The sequence below is a fragment of the Enterococcus faecium genome, from assembly GCF_029023785.1.
In the GTDB taxonomy this organism is placed as follows: Bacteria; Bacillota; Bacilli; order Lactobacillales; family Enterococcaceae; genus Enterococcus_B; species Enterococcus_B faecium.
This window is the reverse complement of sequence record NZ_CP118955.1, coordinates 1522715-1541615: the sequence shown is the minus strand read 5'-3', so window position 1 is coordinate 1541615 and position 18901 is coordinate 1522715. Positions and strand designations below refer to the sequence as shown.

The following is an 18901-nucleotide window of genomic DNA, read 5'->3' as shown; positions in this document are numbered from 1 at the left end:
CGTTCTTGTGCTACACTTTAAAAAATGAATACCTGTTTCTGGGGATGTCGTAGACGACATGAGAGTAAGTTGTGAACTTAGACCCATTGAACCTGTCAGTTAATACTGGTGAAGGGAGAAACATAGCAGACGCTTGAAGCGGGTTACTATGTCGTGCCCATTTCAAGCGTTTTTTGTTATTCATATTAGAAGAAAGGAGGTAACAAAATGAAGAAAAATCTTTATCCAGCAGTCAGTATGGCATTCATTTTAATTATTTGGCAGATTGTTGTCATAGTTTGGAAAATACCTGCCTTTATTTTACCCGGACCTGCTGCTGTATTTTCTGCATTAGCGGCAGATGCACAAGTATTACTTTCCCATTCTGTCACGACATTAAATGAAGCAGTGCTTGGTTTGGTAATAGCTAGCGTTCTTTCTTTTATTACTGCCTTGGCAATGGATTATTGGAAGTTTTTAGAAATGTCTTTTTATCCGTTACTAGTGATTTCACAAATGTTGCCAATCATGGTGTTAGGGCCATTACTTACCCTATGGTTTGGTTTCGGTATGCTTCCAAAAGTGATCCTTGTTGTCTTGATAAGCTATTTTCCGATCGTAGTTTCTTTTTCGGATACATTGAGGAAAGTATCAAAAGAGCAAATCATCTTTTTGAAAACGATGGGGGCAGATACAGGGAAGATTTATCGAATATATAAAATACCAGCGGGTTTATCCGGCTTCTTTTCCGGTTTAAAAGTGGCTGCTACTTATTGTGTCAGCGGAGCAGTCGTTGGAGAATGGCTAAGCGCTCAAGCAGGCTTAGGGTATTACATGATACGCGTAAAAAACAGCTACCAGATCGATAAAGTTTTTGCTGCGATCATTTGTGTCATTCTATTGAGTTTATTGCTGAATGGCGCTTGTTCATTATTGAAAAAAGGGTATTATCGTATGCTTTATATTTTTTAAGAGAAGGGGATCAAATGAAAAAATTATGGCTTTTATTACCGCTACTGTTGCTTTTATCCGCTTGTGGCACTGCAAAAGAAACAAGTAGCAAACAAGAAATAAAGGATTTGAAAAAAGTGACACTTGTTTTGGATTATGTACCGAATACTAATCATACTGGCATCTACCTAGCAAAAGAAAAAGGCTATTATAAAGAGGCTGGTTTAAATGTCCAAATCATCGAACCAGGAGATAATTCGACAAGTATTGGTCTAGTAGGTGCGGACAAAGCACAATTTGGTGTAAGTTATCAAGAAGATGTCACTTATGCTCACGCAGATGGACAGAATATACCAGTCAAAGCAATTGCTACAGTGATCAAACATAATACTTCTGGATTCGCCACCCTATCAGACAGTAACATCCATTCACCAAAAGATTTTGAAGGAAAAACATATGCAGGTTGGCAAAGTCCAAGTGAAGAAGCTGTCTTAAAAGCTGTGATGGAAAAAGACGGCGGGGACTTTTCAAAACTGACAATGGTAGGAAGCAATGGAGAAGGGCCAGAAAGCTTAGGAAAATCCTCAGATATCCAATGGTACTTTGAAGGTTGGGATATGATCAAAGCAAAAGAAGCGGGTATTGAACTAAACTATATCCCATTGAAAGAATTAGATGAACGGTTAGATTACTATACTCCGGTAATTATTACGAATGATCAACTGATCAAAAGTGATCTAGAATTGGTACAGTCTTTTATGGATGCCACGAAAAAAGGCTATCAGGAAGCTATTAAGGATCCAAATGACAGTGCTAAACTGTTGCAAAAATATGCAAAAGAAAATGATCGGACGTTTTTAGAAGAATCACAAGCATTCTTGTCAAAAAATTATACGGATGATCCTGAGAATTGGGGATTGATGGAAGAAAAAGTTTGGCGCAATTATACAGCTTTTATGCAGGAAAACGGATTGATCAAGCAAGATGTACCTTCGCAAGAACTATTCACTAATCAGTTTATAAAATAGGAGTGATAGATATGTCAATCCAAATCAGCCACTTGAATGTAGTCATTGAAAACCTGAAAATATTAGAAGACATCCATTTCACTATCCCTAAAGATACCTTTACATCGATTGTCGCGCCAAGCGGAGCCGGTAAGTCAACATTGCTGAAAACTTTAACAGGAGTCCAGCCTATGACTTCTGGAACGATCAAAGTAGACGATCAAAAAGTAACTGGTCTCCATACAGCATTTAGTTATATGCCGCAAGAAGATATGTTACTTCCTTGGCTGAGCGTCTATCAAAACGTTACGTTATATCAAAAAATCAATCATCTAACAATCAATGAAGAACAAGTAAGGGATTATCTGGATATCTTTGGGTTAAACGGCTATGAACATTTTTTGCCGGAACAATTATCTGGCGGGATGAAGCAGCGAACGGCCTTGTTACGAACAATCATGAATCCTTCTTCTTACTTGCTTCTTGATGAACCATTTGGAGCGTTAGATGCTATGACCAGAGGGCAGATGCAAGACTGGATGTTGAAGCTGCCTAAAAAAGCAAAGCGGACTACTTTACTTGTGACGCATGATATCGAAGAAGCAATTTATTTATCAGACAGGATTCTTGTGCTTTCCGCCCGTCCGGCACATGTGATTGCTGAGATTCAAGTGCCTGAAAAACGACGGTCACGTGAATGGCTACTGCAGCAATCAGAGTTGAAGCAAACGATTTATCAGTTATTGGCAGGTGAATTAGATGTTAAGTGATGCTCATTGTCATTTAGATGGGAGTCAGAGTTTAGCACTCCTTCAGCAGGAACACACGATTTTGACGATCATCAATTGTGATTCGCCAGAAGAATGGAAGGAAAACAGACAGCTTGCAGCAAGTAAGACTCAAGCCTTAAGTTACGGTATCCATCCTTGGAAAGCAGATAGCTATACGTTTGAACAAGTTGAGCCTTTTTTGAAAAAAGCAAGGATCATCGGTGAAATAGGGTTAGATAATATTTGGACGAATGTACCGATGACTACACAAAAAAAAGTATTTGAGCGACAGCTTGCTTTTGCAGCCATAAATGAGAAACCTGTTGTACTGCACACAAAAGGATGCGAAAAAGAGATCTTAAATTATATCCAAGCTTACCCTAATCACTATTTGATCCATTGGTATTCTTCTTTGGACTATCAACAAGACTATATTGATTTAGGCTGTTATTTCAGCATTGGTCTTGATTTGAAAAAGAATCCAGCAGTCTGGCAACTAGCTAAAGCAGTCCCAATCGACCACTTACTTATTGAAACGGATGGACTACATGCAGCAGAGTGGGCTTTAGGGGGGATTTTTTCAGAAAAAGATTATGTCTCACTGCTTGAAGAACAGTTAAAGACAATCGCTGAGATCAAAGAGCTATCAGTTGAAGAAGTTAAAAAAAATACTTATCAAAACTTGGAACGTTTCATTAGATTAGGTAAATAAAAAAGAGATGTGACACAACTAGTGTCGCACCTCTTTTTGGCTTTCTTTGTATAAAAGTAAACTGTTTGATTAATAAATGAATCTTAGTACCAACCGTTTGCTTCCCAGAATGCTTTCGCCGCTTCCCAAGAACCATAACGTGAAGTAACATATTGTTCTGCTACTCTTTCTTGGTTTGCAGCAGAGTAGTCACCATTTAAGTAAGAAGAATCTAATTGGTAACGTCCGATGTAACGTCCGTTCGTTGCTGTGTAAGAACCGCTTGATTCTTTTTGTGCGATCCATTCTTTTGCAGAGCTTGTGCTTGCTGGAGTAGCAGCAGTTTCTGTTACAGCAGGAGCAGGTTGTGTTTCAGCAACAGGCGCTGCTTGTTTTTCCGTTTGAACCGTTTCTTGTACAACAGGTTGTTCAGCTTGGACTGGTGCTTCTTGAACGGCTGCTTGAGGTTCAGCAGCTGCTTGTGCAGAGCCTTCTGTTGGGATTGTTAATTGTTGTCCTGAGTAAATCAGGTTAATATCAGAAATTGAATTTGATTCTGCAATGGCATTGATCAAGGAGTTATCACCAACGTATTTTTGAGAAATCGTTGATAGAGTATCACCTGATTGAACGGTATAAGCTTCGTCCGCATGAGCAGTCGTTCCCATGAAGAATGCAGCGCCGGCAGCCAAAGTTGTTCCAAAAAGTAAAGTTTTAAGTGATGTCATGAAAAATCTCCTTTATTCGTTAAAAAGTTTTATTTGTTGTGTTCAACGAGGAATACTTTAACACGTGAAAATATTTCATAGGTAAAAGAAGCATGACAATTTATGACAAATCCGCGTTTTTTGTAATAAATACAGTAATCTATGAAATGAAAAGGGTTGCGTTTAATAAAACTTGCTTTTTTGTTTTTGTTCACCATAAATATTTATTTAAGAAAGTATTAACCTGCATTTTTCTCTATAAAAAAGATTTTTTAAATAGATAAAAAAGGAGGATTAAATGAGTATTTGATAGTATTTATATTAAAATTACATATGTAATTTAAAAACGCTTGACATTGTGTTTGAGATCACTTACTTTTAGTATGTAAAAGTATTGGATTAAGGAGCTATGCAAATGAAAAAGAAATTTATTACTGGTGGGATTGTCGTTGCATTTCTATGTCTAATTGGCTACACAGGCACGCGGTACGCAAATGAAATTATTTTGTGGGGTGGAGAGACAGATATTGATACAATCAATGAGAATCTGACACAGCTTGATCATACATTGACAGATAAAGAGCAAGCGATTACAGATCTTACCGCTCGACTAGCACAAAAAGAACAGACATTGCAAGATTCAAAGGCAGATGTCCAAGAATACCAAACAAAAGTAAATGAATTAGAAAACCAAAAAAATCAATCGGCAGCAGAAAAACAAAACTTAGAAAGTCAATTAGTCAGCAAGGATGCACAACTACAAAGCAAACAAAATGAAATCAATGTCAAACTAGATGAGATCAACCAAAAAAATGATGAAATCAATCATCTGAATGCAGATTGGACAGCAAGACTACAAGAAGCACAAGCAAAACTTTCAGAATTACAAAATACTGTAAATGGTTTGAATCAACAAATCGCAACACTGACACAAGAAAAAACAAATGTAGAAACTCAGTTAACAGATACACAAAAGAAATTAGACGAAGCAACTGCTGAAAACTCAAGCTTGAAACAATATATTCAAAAGTTAGAAAAAGCAAAAGATGAAGTGGAAGATACAGCTGATAAATCTCAGCAAATTGTTGAAGAACATTTGCGTAAATAATCTTTCTTAACAAGTAAACCTAAATTAGTAAAGAAGCAACAGTAATCTATACTGCTGCCTCTTTTTTTTAGTACATGTCCTTCATCTTCGCAGGAAGTGCCAATATGATTTTAAGAAAGGTAATAGACAAAAAGTCAAAAAGATAAAACAGAGTTTCTTCTTTACAAAGGGAATGTATGTTCGTATAATGGTATTGAGGTGAAGGTTATGGAGAAAAAATATGGAACAGTAGATAAGATCCGTACTTTGCAAGTTAGTGCCAGACCGTTGATCCGTTTCAGTTTAAATGGGGTCAATTGTTTGATTGCTTCCCATAGTTTGAACTTCCTAGCTGAAGTAGACGAAGGGATGAAGTTAGTCGTTACAGGTTATTATAATAATAGAAAGCAATTTGTTGTGAGATCCTATCATGTGTTAGGGAAACCCAAAATTGTGGTAGAATATGAGAAAAGTCTATACCCAAGAAAAAAGGTCCGACAAGATGAAAGAATAAACTAGAAAACAAGCGGCTGAGACAAAAATGTCCTAGCCGCTTGTTTTGGAAAGATGGATGCAGACGATGGGATTTGAACCCACACGAGCATACGCTCACAAGAACCTCAATCTATATATAACTACATGTATTTAAGTATTTGTGATGAATCACTAAACTTTCCAAACTCATTTGAGGGATATTGCTTAAAGATTGAACAGATCAATTCGAAGCCCTATTAGTATTCGCTCAATGGGGGGATCAGAGGCCATAAAAAGAGACTAGTCATTACTAGTCTCAGGTAGTGGAATTGTAGGATTTTAAACGTTCCTGGAGAGTACCGGTATGTAACTCGAAGAGGTGATTATCATAGTCGTAAAAGTAAATTGAAGAAGCCTCGCCTTTCACACGAGAACGTCCTGGTTCGACAGTTAAACCTAACATTTGGATTTTTGAGACAAACGAATCTATATCTTGTTCGTCAATTTTAAAAGCAATATGATTGTATGTCTTTGGCAGTTTATTCGACGAATTCTGCATTACTGCAATCCATAGGTCCTTAACTAAGAAAAATTTTTCTGGATATAATGAAAATTTTTTTGTTGACTATCGTAGATTTCTTTTGCATCAAATAAGGTATTTAACAATTAAGTATTTAAAAGATAACTTTTAAGTTATCTTTAAGTAATGCTTAAAGCTATGTTATACTCTATTAGGAAATATAAGAAGGAGTATAAAAATGAACAAACATAATAGAAAAATAACGAATAACAAAGAACTGATCTTGTTACTAATAGGGATTTGGGGTATCTTTTTACTCTTTAATATGTATATGCCGACTATGAGAGCGGATGACGTAGTTTATGCAAGTAGATTAGATGAACTTGGCTATTTGGGTGCTTCGATAGAACATTATAAGACATGGAGTTCAAGAATTATTATAGAACTATTCTTAATGTTCTTTTCTAAACACTTTATGCTATGGAAATTATTAAATTCTACGATTATGTTAGGAATTGTAGTATTACTTTGCAAGTATGTTTTTGAGAAAATAAATGTTAAAAATTTATTATTGGTTTGCTCTATATACTGTTTAATACCATTGACAGTAATGGGGGAAACCGGTTGGAGAGCAACCACCTTGAACTATCAGTGGCCAGTAGCATTTAGTTTACTAACTTTTTATCCGTTTTTTCAACTCTTAAGAGGAGAAGAAATAAATAGAAAAATATATTGGGTAAGTATTCCTTTATTGATATTTTTAACTAATCAAGAACAAGTCAACGCCTGTTTTTTTGTTCTAACAAGTATAGTTAGTTTATATTTGATTGTCAATGGACGATATAATTATAAGTTATCAGTATTTTCAATAATAAGCTTAGCAGAATTAATTTTCTCTTTGACAACTCCAGGGAATGCATTACGTGCTGCACATGAAATTAATAAATGGTTTCCTGAATATAAAAATTTCAACTTTCTTAATAAGTTAGATTTAGGTATTTCATCATTTGGAAAGCCGTTTTTTTTAGACATGAATATCTTATTTTTATTGCTATTTTTCTTAATTTTCCTTCTAACATATAGGAAATGTCAAAACTATTATGTGCGTATATTGACTGCATTACCGTTTTTCTTAAACCTGATTATTTATTTTGGTAATACAATGGGTCAAAGCTTTACTTACGTCAATGGAAATAAAAGGGCAATGATTTGGAGTAGTAGTAACCTGAATAATCTCTTTACAGAGTTAGGAACGAAACTGTCACTTTTTTATCCAGGTACTTGGATAGCTACTTTAGTAGTCTTGGCATTATTACTATGTTTAATTGTTGGAATTTATTTAAGTTTTGACAATAAGAAAACTTCTATTTTTTTAGTTATTTTGATGATAATGGGATTTTGTTCAAGGTTAATTATGGGATTTTCTCCCACAGTATGGGCTTCCGGAATGCGGACGTACTATATACTTTATGTTGTTATCGCCATCTTAGTACTAATGGCAGTTAAAGAGCTAATGAAAAGCATGAGTGTACAAAAAAATGAATTTATGCAATTTGGATTAACCGTGCTTGGTATTTGTACCTTTATAATAACGGTGATAAACAGATAATATACAAAAAATCCCTCGCTTTAGTATTAGGTGAGGGATTTTACTCGTTTTTCGATTAATTGTTTTAACACTTGCAAGTTTCTACGAGTAGCTTGTTTCCGACCTTCATATACTCACCTCAGGCTGTTTACATGATTGTACGTTCTTTTTGTAAAGGATACAGTGATATGTATATAATGGCATAAAGAAACGTTCAAACAAAAAAACTCGTGAAGCAAAATTAACTTCACGAGTTGTAGTGCAGATGATGGGACTCGAACCCACACGAGCTAACGCTCACATGACCCTCAATCATGCTTGTCTGCCAATTCCAACACATCTGCGTAATAATAACACACTAATGATAGCGAGGTTTTACATAGTTGTCAAGCTCAAAAATGGGAGGACTTATTAAGATGGAGAAATATGACGGAGAATTTTCAGGACTGGGAATGATCTTAGGTGTATTGATTGGACTTGCATTCGGACGTTTTTTGCTTGGTTTTATGCTAGGAATCATTTGTGGAATTGCAATGGATTGGGCAGCGAATCTATGGAATGACTATCATGACAATTAAGTTCTCAACGCTTGTTTGTGTTTTTTTAATACTTACGTTTTTCCTAAATAAGTGGCAAAATTTTCTAGGATGGAGTATGATATTGAAATAGTAAATAACAAAAAATTTGGAAAGTTCTAACTTTTTGAAATGAGGGATTGGCTAAGTGATGAGAGAATTTGAAAAATCCAACAAATTAGAAGGTGTCAGTTACGATGTTCGCGGTCCCGTTCTAGAAGAAGCGGAGCGGATGCAAGAAGAGGGCATTAGTATTTTAAAATTGAACACGGGAAATCCCGCACCTTTTGGATTTGAAGCACCAAACGAAGTCATTCGTGATTTGATCATGAATGCCCGTGACTCAGAAGGCTACTCAGATTCCAAGGGGATCTTTTCTGCTAGAAAAGCAATTGAGCAATATTGCCAACTGAAACATTTTCCGAATGTGACGATCAATGATATCTACACCGGCAACGGAGTGAGCGAATTGATCACGATGTGTATGCAGGGGTTGCTGGACAATGGAGATGAAGTACTGGTTCCAATGCCGGACTATCCGTTGTGGACGGCTTCTATTGCATTAGCTGGAGGCACACCTGTTCATTATATTTGCGATGAAGAGGCAGAATGGTATCCTGATATTGATGATATCAAATCAAAAATAACGAGTCGGACAAAAGCTATTGTTATCATTAATCCTAATAATCCTACTGGGGCACTTTATCCAAAAGAATTATTAGAAGAAATCGTTGAAGTAGCTCGACAAAATAACCTGATTATTTATTCCGACGAAATCTATGATCGCTTAGTGATGGATGGTCTAGAACATATTCCGATTGCTACATTAGCGCCTGATTTGTTCGTTGTTACGCTGAACGGTCTATCCAAATCTCATCGTGTAGCAGGATTTCGAGTAGGCTGGATGGTCCTAAGTGGAGATAAGTCACACGTCAAAGGCTATATAGAAGGGCTGAATATGTTGTCCTCCATGCGTTTGTGTTCCAATGTATTGTCTCAGCAAATTATCCAAACCGCGCTAGGCGGTTATCAAAGTGTCGATGAGCTGCTCCTGCCAGGCGGAAGGATCTATGAACAAAGAGAATATATCTATAATGCAATCAATGATATTCCTGGTCTTTCAGCCGTAAAACCAAAAGCTGCTTTTTATATATTCCCAAAAATTGATACAAAGCGATTCAATATTTTGGATGATGAAAAATTCGTTTTGGACTTTTTACATGAACATCATATTCTACTTGTACATGGTGGTGGATTTAATTGGAACCAGCCAGATCATTTTCGAATCGTTTATCTTCCTAAAATGGATGATTTGAAACAAACAGCTAAGAAAATGAGAGAATTCCTAGCAACCTATCGCCAAAAATGATTTTAAAAACCAAATTTTTCAGTAGGAGGGCCACAGACAAACACACTGAGGCTCTCTTTCTAGTGGAGTTTTCTTAAATAACTAAAGTATATTATTTAGTTGCAAGTCTTTTCTTGAAGTTTGCGACTTCCTAAAGTAAAATACGAATAGAATGCGAATACGCATATTTTGGGGAGGATACTTATGGAAACGTTAATCGAGTCCTTTGGAACGATCATTAAAGAGATTCGAAAAGAACAAAAAATGACGCAAAAAATGCTTTCGCAAGATATTTGTTCACAAAGTGTATTAAGTCGGATCGAAAATAATGAGGAACTGCCGAATGTATTGGTGATGATGCAGATTTGTCAACGGCTAGGGGTAACGATTGATCATGTGATGAATCTCTCTCGAAAAACTACTCGGACAAACGATAAATTATTTGAACTGTTGGATAGTTGTTTCCAAAAACGTGATTATCGGAAGTTAGAACAAGTACTAAAATCTTCTGATATTTCTGAAAATCTGTATCAAGCAACTGACTTTCAACGCTATTATTATTATTTCGGTGTTTGCGAATTCACGTTGCGTCAAAATATCTCTCAGTCCCTTTATTATTTGAAAGAAGCATTAAGCTACTCTAGCCAAAAAGAAAGAATCCATGTTTCTGACACAGAAATACAACTGATTAGTTGTATCGGAAAAATATATGGTGTGGCAGGAAAAACGGCTGAAGCACGCTACTATTTGAGTCGAAGCATCCAACTGCTGCATCAATCAGCTGATGAACGATCAAAAAGTGAATTTTCGCAAATTTTTTATAATTATGGAAATTTCTTATTCCATCAAAATGAAATCGACGAAGCGTTAGAACAGGTGAATCAAGGAATCTATTGGGCTCAAGAGAAGAATAGCTACTATTACCTCAATGATTTATTTGTGCTTAAAAGCTTAATATACAAGCGTAAAGAAGAACCAGAAAGAGCAGCATTCTATGAAGGCTTAGCACAAGCTGTGAAACAAATTTCAAAAAATTTGTAAATGGTGTAGACCATTCTTGACTTCTTCTCTAAATAAGAGTACTTTAGAGGTAGAAAAACAAAGGGAGAGAATAGAATGAGAACTTTTATCTATGCTGACAAATTCTTTTTAGCGTCAGGTGTCAAACATGCAGGCTATCTTGAAATTACCGATGGACTTTTTGGTGAATACACCAAAGAACTACCTGAGGGAGAAGTCAACATCATTGACCAAAGCGGCAAATGGATTGCTCCTGGTTTGGTAGATACACATATTCACGGCTATATGAATCATGATGTAATGGATAATGATGCAGAAGGCATCAAAGTGATGTCTGAAGGTCTGTTATCTTGTGGAGTGACTTCATTTTTACCAACAACATTGACGTCAAGCAAAGAACGTTTAAAAGATGTAGCTGAGACAATCGGCAAAATGTATCAGGAAGCACCAGGAGCTAAAATCAAAGGAATCTATTTTGAAGGTCCTTTCTTCACAGAAGAACACAAAGGGGCACAAAACCCAAGTTATTTCGGGGATCCTGATTTGGATACTTTCCATGAATGGCAAGAAGCTTCAGGTGGTTTAATCAAAAAAATTGCTTTAGCACCGGAACGTCAAGGTGTAGAAGAGTTTGTCAAACAAGTGACTGAAGAAGGAGTAGTTGTTTCTCTAGGACACAGTAATGCTACACTAGAAGAAGCGCAAAAAGCTGTTGAAGCAGGCGCAAGTGTATTTGTCCATGCTTTCAATGGTATGCGTGGATTGAATCATCGCGAACCAGGTATGGTGGGTGCGTTATTATCTTTAGAACATGTCTTTTCTGAATTGATTTGTGATGGCCATCATGTACATCCAAATGCTGCGGGAATCCTAATGGAAAAAGCAGGACATGATCATGTCGCATTAATTACAGACTGTATGATGGCCGGTGGGATGCCTGATGGAAATTACAATTTAGGCGAATTTCCAGTAGTAGTAAAAGAAGGAACAGCACGTCTAGAATCTGGCAACTTAGCTGGAAGTATATTGAAATTGAAAGAAGCAATTAAAAATGTTGTAGACTGGGGATTAGCAACACCAGAACAAGCAGTCATGATGGCTAGTCTGATTCCAGCAATCAGCTGTAAAATCGATGATACATGTGGAAAAATCGCTCAAGGACGCGATGCAGACTTTATCGTATTGAACCCTGATATGACATTGGAAGCAACTTATCTAGATGGCGTGGAACGTTTCCACGCATAATATAATTTAAGTTAACCTTAAAACTAAACTTCTTAAGTTTGGTTTTAAGGTTTTTTTTGTGTTCTAGTAAAAATCACTTTACATAAGTTTCAAAAGTTTCTTTAATTTCCTATTGTTCAATAAGTAACAATGTAAAGATAAAATTAAAAATGTTAATACGTATTAGCAAAATAAAAGCGTTTTTTTATTGTGAATAAATGAACATAATTAGGAGGAGAAAGATGAACTTATTTGACATTTTTCGATCGACTTTGACAGATATGTCGATTGTCAGTGCAATCACTTCAACAGTTTTTATTATATTATTAGGGTTTGTTTGTAGAAAAAAGGGGATTTTTTCTGAATCTGTTGGAAAAATTCTATCGAAAGTCGTCTTAACAGTGGCTTTGCCAGCACTGGCATTTCGAGCTTTCATGCAAGATATCAATACAGAATTACTGATGCAAGGAATCAATGTCTTGATTTGGGGATTAGTTATTTATATTATTCTTATTCTAGTTTCAAAACCTTTTTTCTTAAGCTATAAAGGGGATAAGCAAACAACGTTGCGTGTCCTGACGATCTTTGGTTCTACGACCTTTTTCGGAACGCCTATCGTCAGTGCGATTTATGGTCCTGTCGGCGTGATGTATTCCTCAATTTTCAATATTGGCTACCGAATCTTTTTGTATTCTTATGGATACATAAAAATGAGTGGCTTGAAGATGGAAGCTAAAAATATCAAAGCGATGTTCGTCAATCCAATCATTATCGCTACTTTTGCCGGCCTTTTCATTTGGCTGTTCCAAGGGTATCTGCCACAAGTGTCAGTTACAGGTGCAGAAGGAGAGATAAGCCAAGTAGCGTTTTTGCGAATTGACCAGACTGCACCGTGGCTATTTCAGCCGATGGATTATTTAGCTGGTTTAAGTTCACCATTGGCGTGGCTAGCAATCGGCGCAACATTAGGTGAAGTAAGCTTCAAAAAAGCTGCATCTGAAAAAACTTCATGGTATTACAGTCTAGTCAAAGTGGTATTTGTACCTGCATTGAATATCGTGATTCTAGCAGTTTTGACGGCAACGAATATTCTACCAGTCAATTTTGAAGCACTGGCAACAATCGTTATCATGATGGCTACACCAGCTGCAACAGTGGCAGCAGCCTATGCTATCAGTTTTGATAGGGAGGCACTTTTAGCCTCCAATGCATCCTTACTGTCAACTATTTTTGCTGTGGTACTGACACCTGTATGGATCGTTGTATTACAAATGATTCATGGCATAGGTTTATTTTCATAAGAAATGGAGGAAGAAAGTATGAGAATCGCATGTTACGGTGTTCGTCCGAACGAGATAGATTTTTTTGAAAAATTGAATATTTACCATTATGATCTCAGTCTTTATGAAGAACTGTTGACACATGACAATATCGTGTCAGCAAAGGACCATGATGCTGTATTGTTGAGGGGAAATTGTATAGCAGATGAGACCAATCTTGCAAAAATGCAGGAATATGGGATTCGTTATGTTTTTACACGGACTGTGGGAGTCAATCATATCGATCTACAAGCGGCAGCTGATTTTGGTATGACAGTAGCCCGTGTACCATCGTATTCGCCAAATGCGATAGCAGAGTTATCTTTGACTTTTGCCATGATGCTTTTGAGAAATACTGCGTATACGACGATCCGAACATCTTTCAAAGATTTTCGAGTGGATGAGCAAATGTTTAGTCGTGAAATCAGAAATTGCACAGTAGGGATCATAGGAACAGGCAGGATAGGGTTGACGGAAGCTGTTTTGTTTAAGGGACTAGGAGCCAAAGTGATCGGCTACGATATTCATCAGACAGAAGCTGCTAAAAAAGTATTGACGTTCCACTCGCTTGAAGAGTTATTAGCCAAAAGCGATATTGTCAGTATTCATGTACCTCATATCCCAGGTGAAAACGATCAAATGATCAATGAAGGATTTTTAGCTCAAATGAAAAAAGGCAGCATCTTGATTAATACAGCCCGTGGAGAGCTTCAAGATAATGAAGCTATTTTAAGAGCTTTGAAAAGCAATCATTTAGCTGGTTTTGCAACCGATGTTTTTGCAAATGAAACAGAGGTTTTTTTCCGATCCTTCAAGCCATGGGAGACGATTCCAGACCCTGCTATCCAGCAATTAGTAGAAATGTACCCTAGAGTTCTTGTAACCCCGCATGTAGGTTCAAATACAGATGAGGCATTATCAAATATGATTTCGACAAGTTTCGAGAACTTTCGTGAAATAATAGAAACTGGAAAAACGAAAAATGAGGTATCTCTTCCTAAAGCCCGTCAATTAAGATAAGAAAACATGGATATTCGTCAATAAAATGTTTAAAAATAGTCCAAGTAAACAGTTGTTACTTCTGTATACTTGGACTATTTTGTATGGGATAATTCGATGACTCAACAGTAATCTGTGAGCTTTTTCCGCCCATTCTTTGTCAATTCATAACAGGTTAGCGGCCGGCCGATTTCCAAATATTTGATTCTTTCGTTCAATATATCTTGTTCTACTAAAAAATTCAAATATTTCTTGACGGATATACGTGACAGTGAGCTTTTTTGAGCCAGTTCTTTTGTTGAAAAAATAGTATCTTCTTTTAGAATAAATGCACTTATTTTTTTTAAAGTCAGTTTTGACAGACCTTTAGGCAAATCGATGAATGATGGTATTTCGTGAATGGGAGTGGTGTGGTTGAATACTTGATCGATCAATTTCTGATCGGCTTTTTCAGTCGTTTGGATTGTCTGAGAGAAAGCAAGATACTTTTCGATCGCCAGCTGAAAACGTTGCAAAGTGAACGGTTTGATCAAATAATCTAAGGCACCGTAGCGGATCACATTCTTTATGGTTTCGATATCATCTGCAGCAGTGATCAAAATCACTGGGATATCATTTCCTTGCTGTCTAAGCCAAGATAAAAAATGGATACCACTTTCGCCAGGCATGTATACATCAAGCAGCAGCAGATCTGCGTTTTTTTGTCTGAAATATTTTTTTCCTTCTTCTACATTTCTGAAACTTTCGATTACGTTCATATTAGGGATGCTTTCCACAAAAGTACGATTCAATTCTGCAACCATTGGATCATCTTCGATTATCAGGACATTTGTCATCATTTTGATCTTCCTTTTTTGGTAATTCTAGATAGACGATTGTACCGCCATTTGTTTGTTTGGAAAATTCTAAAAATCCACCGTGGCGTTTGACGATTGAATGGATGAGATTCAATCCAAACCCACGATTGATTCCCTTCGTCGAAAAACCTAGCGTAAATATTTTTTCTGAGATTTCTTCTGATATCCCGACACCGTCATCGCAGACGGTCACGATGAATACTTCAGCTTCTGTGTCATAGTTTAAATGAATCCGGACCTGTCCGTTTCTTTCATGTTTTTGTAGCACGGCTTCTTTTGCATTATCAAGTAAGTTCCCTAACACTTGCAAAAGTGAATGGATGGAGTCATCCATCTCCATTTTAGGGATAAAAGAATCGCTTTCTAACAGCATTTCAACAGATTGTTCTTTGGCTTCGTTTATTTTGCCTAATAAAAAACCGGCAATTGCAGGTACTTTGATCAGACTTGAGACTTGGCCAATCTCTTTTTTATAATTTTGATTTAGCTGCTGGATAAAATGGGTGACTTCTTCATACTTCTTCAAATCAATCAAACCAGAAATGACATGAAGTTTATTCATGAATTCATGGGTTTGAGCTCTCATGGAGTTTATATATTGTTTCGTCCCCCCAAGCTCCTCCATTAATTTCATTACTTCTGATCGATTTCGTAAAGTTGCGACTGCTCCTAAAAAACGGTCATTGCTAAAAAGAGGTGTAACGCTAGAAATAGTTTCTATCCCATTTAAATACATGGATTGAGTCCGAACGGTCGTTTGATGCTCAATCGTCTCTTTAAACAAAACGTCATATAGATTATCACTGATTTTTTTTCCTACTTCGAAATCCAATAGCTGCTCTGTTTGGTAGAAAATGTTTTTTGCAGGTGTATTGATCAAGAGGATAGTTTTATCAGAAGAGATGGCTAAGATTCCTTCATCTACTTCATTTTCGATAATCGTTTTTTCACTTAACTGTTCTGCTATTTCTTGTGGTTCAAGTCCAAGCAGTACTTTTTTCATTTTTTGTCCATCTTTGACTTGATTGTCAATCGTGTTGTTTGTTAAGCCAACACAAACTGCACCAATAATCTCTTGATCATAATAAATAGGGACGAAATAGCGGAAGCCGAACCCTAACATTCCTTCTTTTTCAGAGAAAAATTCTTGTCCTCCAATCACTTTTTTCACATCTTCATGACTTGAGAAAGGAAGACCGATGTAACTTGGGTCTGCGTGAGAATATCGAATGCCTTCAGGGTCCATGACAACGATAAAATCTAAATTCGATGCAATCATGATTTCATTTGTTATTCCTTGAATCGCATGTGTCGGGTCACCAGTCTGCAGCTTTTTTTGGATGAGTTTATCATTGGCAACGATTTTAGCAATGCTAGAGATTTTATCTGACACACTAGATCGGTTCATCGAAAGAATAAAATTCCTGATCAATATGGCAGAAACAATCAAAGAAACGAATGTGGAGAAACAAACGACAAGGATGATCGTGTTCTGGAGCTTTAATGGTTTTTTCTTAAAAAAAGGAAACATAGGCTACCTCGAAAGAATTTATTGTGAAAATTTTAACATGAAAACAAAAATTTAACAAATTGTCAACGATAAACACAACCTTCCTATAAAAAACACCACTGAGTCGGTAAAAGAAGCTATACAGAATTTTCAAACATTGGTATGATAGACGTAGAAATGGAAGGAGGCGTGTATATGATAGGGGGAATCGCACTTGAGACGATTTATTGGTATACATTGCTGATTTGTGCAGGATTGGCAGTCCTATTGATTATTTTTGGAGATGTATTCGATTTTGATGGCCCGCTTGATCCGATGCTTATTATCCCTTGGTTAACTTTCACAAGCTTATTTGGTTTTCTAGGTGAGCGTTTAACAGATCAATCATCTTTATTTTTATTTATTGCTAGTGGAGGCATATCGATAGTGTTGGTATTTTTGCTTAATTTCTATATATTGATGCCGATGAAACATGCCGAATCAACGATGTCGTCTTCTGAAAAAACTCTGGAAGGACAAGTAGCTGTTGTGATCACACCGATCCCTGTACGAGGTATGGGAGAAATTCAGTTGAAAAGTGTTACCGGTTCCATTAGTCGTCCAGCTTGTTTTTACAGCCCCCAAGAACAGACAGCTGAGCGGGGAACGAAAGTATTGATCATTGAGATCAAGGAAAGAATCTGTTATGTCATGCCTTATGAAAGCATGATAAAAGCTTAAAGGAGCGTGTGTTAAATGGAAATACCAGTTGTTTTTATCGCGATCGCAATCGCAGCTTTGATTTTACTGATGTTGCTGATCGTCTTTGTAGCGAAGTACCAGACAGCAAAACCGGATGAAGCGTTGATCATCAGTGGAAGTTATTTAGGAAGCAAAAATGTGCACATTGATGAAAGCAATAACAAAATCAAAATTGTGCGTGGAGGTGGCGCATTCGTCTTGCCAGTTTTTCAACGTTCGAATCGGATCAGTCTATTATCGAGTAAATTGGACGTCTCCACCCCTGAAGTGTATACGGAACAAGGCGTACCGGTGATGTGTGATGGTACTTCGATCATCAAAATCGGTTCATCTGTAGAAGAGATTGCTACAGCAGCAGAACAGTTTTTAGGCAAGACAAGAGAAGAACTGGAAAATGAAGCAAGAGAAGTATTAGAAGGACACTTGCGCTCGATTCTTGGTTCTATGACTGTAGAAGAAATCTATCAAAATCGCGATAAGTTCAGTCAAAGCGTACAAGAAGTCGCTTCTGTAGACCTTGCAAAAATGGGGTTGATCATCGTTTCTTTCACTATCAAAGAGGTCAGAGACAAAAACGGTTATCTTGACTCTTTAGGGAAACCAAGAATCGCCCAAGTCAAAAGAGATGCAGATATAGCAGAAGCGGAAGCTCTAAAAGAAACGCGTATCAAAAAAGCTCAAGCAGAAAAAGAATCACAAGCAGCTGAATTACAGCGACAAACAGAGATCGCAGAATCATTAAAAGAAAAAGAACTGAAATTAGCAACCTACAAACAAGAACAAGATGTTGCTAAAGCAAAAGCAGACCAAGCCTACAATTTAGAAAGTGCCCGAGCACAACAACAAGTAATCGAACAGGAAATGCAGATTAAAATCGTAGAACGTCAAAAACAAATCGAACTGGAAGAAAAAGAAATCACACGTCGTGAAAAGCAATATGATTCGGAAGTGAAGAAAAAAGCAGATGCCGATCGGTACGCTAAAGAACAAGAAGCACAAGCTCAAAAAGTCAAAGAAGTGACTGAAGCCGAAGCAGAACGATTCCGTGTGGAAGCACTGGCAGAAGCGGAAGCCAATAAGACACGTTTAGCTGGACAAGCAGAAGCCGAAGCAGCACTAGCAAAAGGAAAAGCAGAAGCCGAAGCAAAACAAAAGATCGCCAATGCCTTCAAGGAATATGGCGAAGCAGCTGTCTTGAGTATGGTTATCGATATGCTACCGCAATTGATGCGCGAAGCAGCACAGCCGCTAGGAAATATCGAAAAAATCTCTGTTGTCGATACAGGAAGCAGTTCAGGAGAAACCAGTGGAGCGAACCGAGTGACAAATTATGCCACAAATTTGCTTTCTTCTACTCAAGAAACACTAAAAGCGACAACAGGACTTGACTTGAAGGAAATCGTAGAGAATTTGTCGACACGTGGGACTACTAGCCAAGTAAATATGTATGAAGCGCCAAAAGAGGCAGAACAAAACTCGATGAAGGAAGAATAAAGTAGTACACTTCACCGTTCAATCAAAAATGGAGGAAGAC

General features: G+C 37.0%; 18 protein-coding genes, 1 tRNA gene, 1 pseudogene and 1 riboswitch. Of the genes and pseudogenes, 15 read left to right on the top strand and 5 right to left on the bottom strand.

Going from position 1 to position 18901, the window contains the following annotated elements; all coding sequences use genetic code 11:
* Positions 1-29 precede the first annotated feature (29 nt).
* Positions 30-134: riboswitch (TPP riboswitch) on the top strand.
* 73 nt (positions 135-207) lie between these two features.
* Genes PYW34_RS07485 through PYW34_RS07470 form a run of 4 tightly spaced genes read left to right on the top strand, consistent with a single transcriptional unit; the run spans position 208 to position 3419 of the window.
* Entirely contained in the window at positions 208-951 is a 744-nt protein-coding gene (locus tag PYW34_RS07485; RefSeq protein WP_002297003.1) for an ABC transporter permease, read from the top strand.
* Positions 952-965: 14 nt separating this feature from the next.
* Positions 966-1958, top strand: a complete 993-nt coding sequence (locus PYW34_RS07480) for an ABC transporter substrate-binding protein (RefSeq protein ID WP_002330219.1) — start codon at positions 966-968, stop codon at positions 1956-1958.
* 11 nt (positions 1959-1969) lie between these two features.
* The gene (locus tag PYW34_RS07475; RefSeq protein ID WP_002297010.1) at positions 1970-2707 is read left to right on the top strand and encodes an ABC transporter ATP-binding protein; all 738 of its coding nucleotides are present in this window, start codon (positions 1970-1972) and stop codon (positions 2705-2707) included.
* Entirely contained in the window at positions 2697-3419 is a 723-nt protein-coding gene (locus tag PYW34_RS07470; RefSeq protein ID WP_002297012.1) for a TatD family hydrolase, read from the top strand. Before PYW34_RS07475 ends, PYW34_RS07470 begins: the two co-directional genes overlap by 11 nt.
* Positions 3420-3502: 83 nt before the next feature.
* Here the strand turns inward: PYW34_RS07470 and PYW34_RS07465 are convergent, their stop codons facing one another.
* Positions 3503-4126, bottom strand: a complete 624-nt coding sequence (locus PYW34_RS07465; protein ID WP_002326685.1) for a LysM peptidoglycan-binding domain-containing protein — start codon at positions 4124-4126, stop codon at positions 3503-3505.
* Positions 4127-4520: 394 nt separating this feature from the next.
* Here PYW34_RS07465 and PYW34_RS07460 point away from each other — a divergent pair, with 394 nt between their 5' ends.
* Positions 4521-5213 (top strand): hypothetical protein, encoded by a 693-nt coding sequence (locus tag PYW34_RS07460; RefSeq protein ID WP_002296429.1) that lies wholly within the window; start codon positions 4521-4523, stop codon positions 5211-5213.
* A gap of 207 nt (positions 5214-5420) precedes the next feature.
* Positions 5421-5711, top strand: coding sequence for a hypothetical protein (locus PYW34_RS07455; protein WP_002295437.1), 291 nt, complete (start codon positions 5421-5423; stop codon positions 5709-5711).
* A 271-nt stretch (positions 5712-5982) separates the two neighbouring features.
* On the opposite strand, the pseudogene PYW34_RS07450 reads toward PYW34_RS07455, so the two are convergent.
* A pseudogene (locus PYW34_RS07450) lies at positions 5983-6332 on the bottom strand (VOC family protein).
* Between the two features lie 92 nt (positions 6333-6424).
* On the opposite strand from PYW34_RS07450, the gene PYW34_RS07445 reads away from it, so the two are divergent.
* On the top strand, positions 6425-7795 hold the full coding sequence (locus PYW34_RS07445; RefSeq protein ID WP_002295438.1) for a DUF6056 family protein: 1371 nt from the start codon (positions 6425-6427) through the stop codon (positions 7793-7795).
* Positions 7796-8034: 239 nt separating this feature from the next.
* Here PYW34_RS07445 and PYW34_RS07440 read toward each other — a convergent pair.
* Positions 8035-8118, bottom strand: a tRNA-Leu gene (locus PYW34_RS07440).
* Between the two features lie 54 nt (positions 8119-8172).
* On the opposite strand from PYW34_RS07440, the gene PYW34_RS07435 reads away from it, so the two are divergent.
* From PYW34_RS07435 to PYW34_RS07410, 6 genes are all read left to right on the top strand, one after another.
* Complete coding sequence (locus PYW34_RS07435) at positions 8173-8352, top strand: hypothetical protein (protein WP_002303756.1); 180 nt, start codon at positions 8173-8175, stop codon at positions 8350-8352.
* A gap of 148 nt (positions 8353-8500) precedes the next feature.
* On the top strand, positions 8501-9718 hold the full coding sequence (locus PYW34_RS07430) for a pyridoxal phosphate-dependent aminotransferase (protein ID WP_002303757.1): 1218 nt from the start codon (positions 8501-8503) through the stop codon (positions 9716-9718).
* A gap of 183 nt (positions 9719-9901) precedes the next feature.
* Positions 9902-10738 (top strand): helix-turn-helix domain-containing protein, encoded by an 837-nt coding sequence (locus PYW34_RS07425; protein ID WP_002295442.1) that lies wholly within the window; start codon positions 9902-9904, stop codon positions 10736-10738.
* Positions 10739-10813: 75 nt separating this feature from the next.
* The gene (nagA, locus tag PYW34_RS07420; protein WP_002289803.1) at positions 10814-11962 is read left to right on the top strand and encodes an N-acetylglucosamine-6-phosphate deacetylase; all 1149 of its coding nucleotides are present in this window, start codon (positions 10814-10816) and stop codon (positions 11960-11962) included.
* Positions 11963-12240: 278 nt separating this feature from the next.
* Positions 12241-13242 (top strand): AEC family transporter, encoded by a 1002-nt coding sequence (locus tag PYW34_RS07415; RefSeq protein ID WP_079291926.1) that lies wholly within the window; start codon positions 12241-12243, stop codon positions 13240-13242.
* 18 nt (positions 13243-13260) lie between these two features.
* The gene (locus tag PYW34_RS07410; RefSeq protein ID WP_002289800.1) at positions 13261-14280 is read left to right on the top strand and encodes a 2-hydroxyacid dehydrogenase; all 1020 of its coding nucleotides are present in this window, start codon (positions 13261-13263) and stop codon (positions 14278-14280) included.
* Positions 14281-14381: 101 nt separating this feature from the next.
* Here the strand turns inward: PYW34_RS07410 and PYW34_RS07405 are convergent, their stop codons facing one another.
* The gene (locus PYW34_RS07405) at positions 14382-15098 is read right to left on the bottom strand and encodes a response regulator (protein ID WP_002321172.1); all 717 of its coding nucleotides are present in this window, start codon (positions 15096-15098) and stop codon (positions 14382-14384) included.
* Positions 15067-16647, bottom strand: a complete 1581-nt coding sequence (locus PYW34_RS07400; RefSeq protein WP_002333255.1) for an ATP-binding protein — start codon at positions 16645-16647, stop codon at positions 15067-15069. The genes PYW34_RS07405 and PYW34_RS07400 overlap by 32 nt, the downstream gene beginning before the upstream one ends.
* A gap of 174 nt (positions 16648-16821) precedes the next feature.
* Here PYW34_RS07400 and PYW34_RS07395 point away from each other — a divergent pair, with 174 nt between their 5' ends.
* Together PYW34_RS07395 and PYW34_RS07390 are read left to right on the top strand one after the other, a co-directional pair.
* Positions 16822-17346, top strand: coding sequence for an NfeD family protein (locus tag PYW34_RS07395; RefSeq protein WP_002295447.1), 525 nt, complete (start codon positions 16822-16824; stop codon positions 17344-17346).
* A gap of 15 nt (positions 17347-17361) precedes the next feature.
* Positions 17362-18861 carry a flotillin family protein gene (locus tag PYW34_RS07390; protein WP_002297122.1) on the top strand — a complete coding sequence of 500 codons (1500 nt, stop codon included), beginning with the start codon at positions 17362-17364 and terminating at the stop codon, positions 18859-18861.
* The last annotated feature ends 40 nt before the right edge of the window (positions 18862-18901 follow it).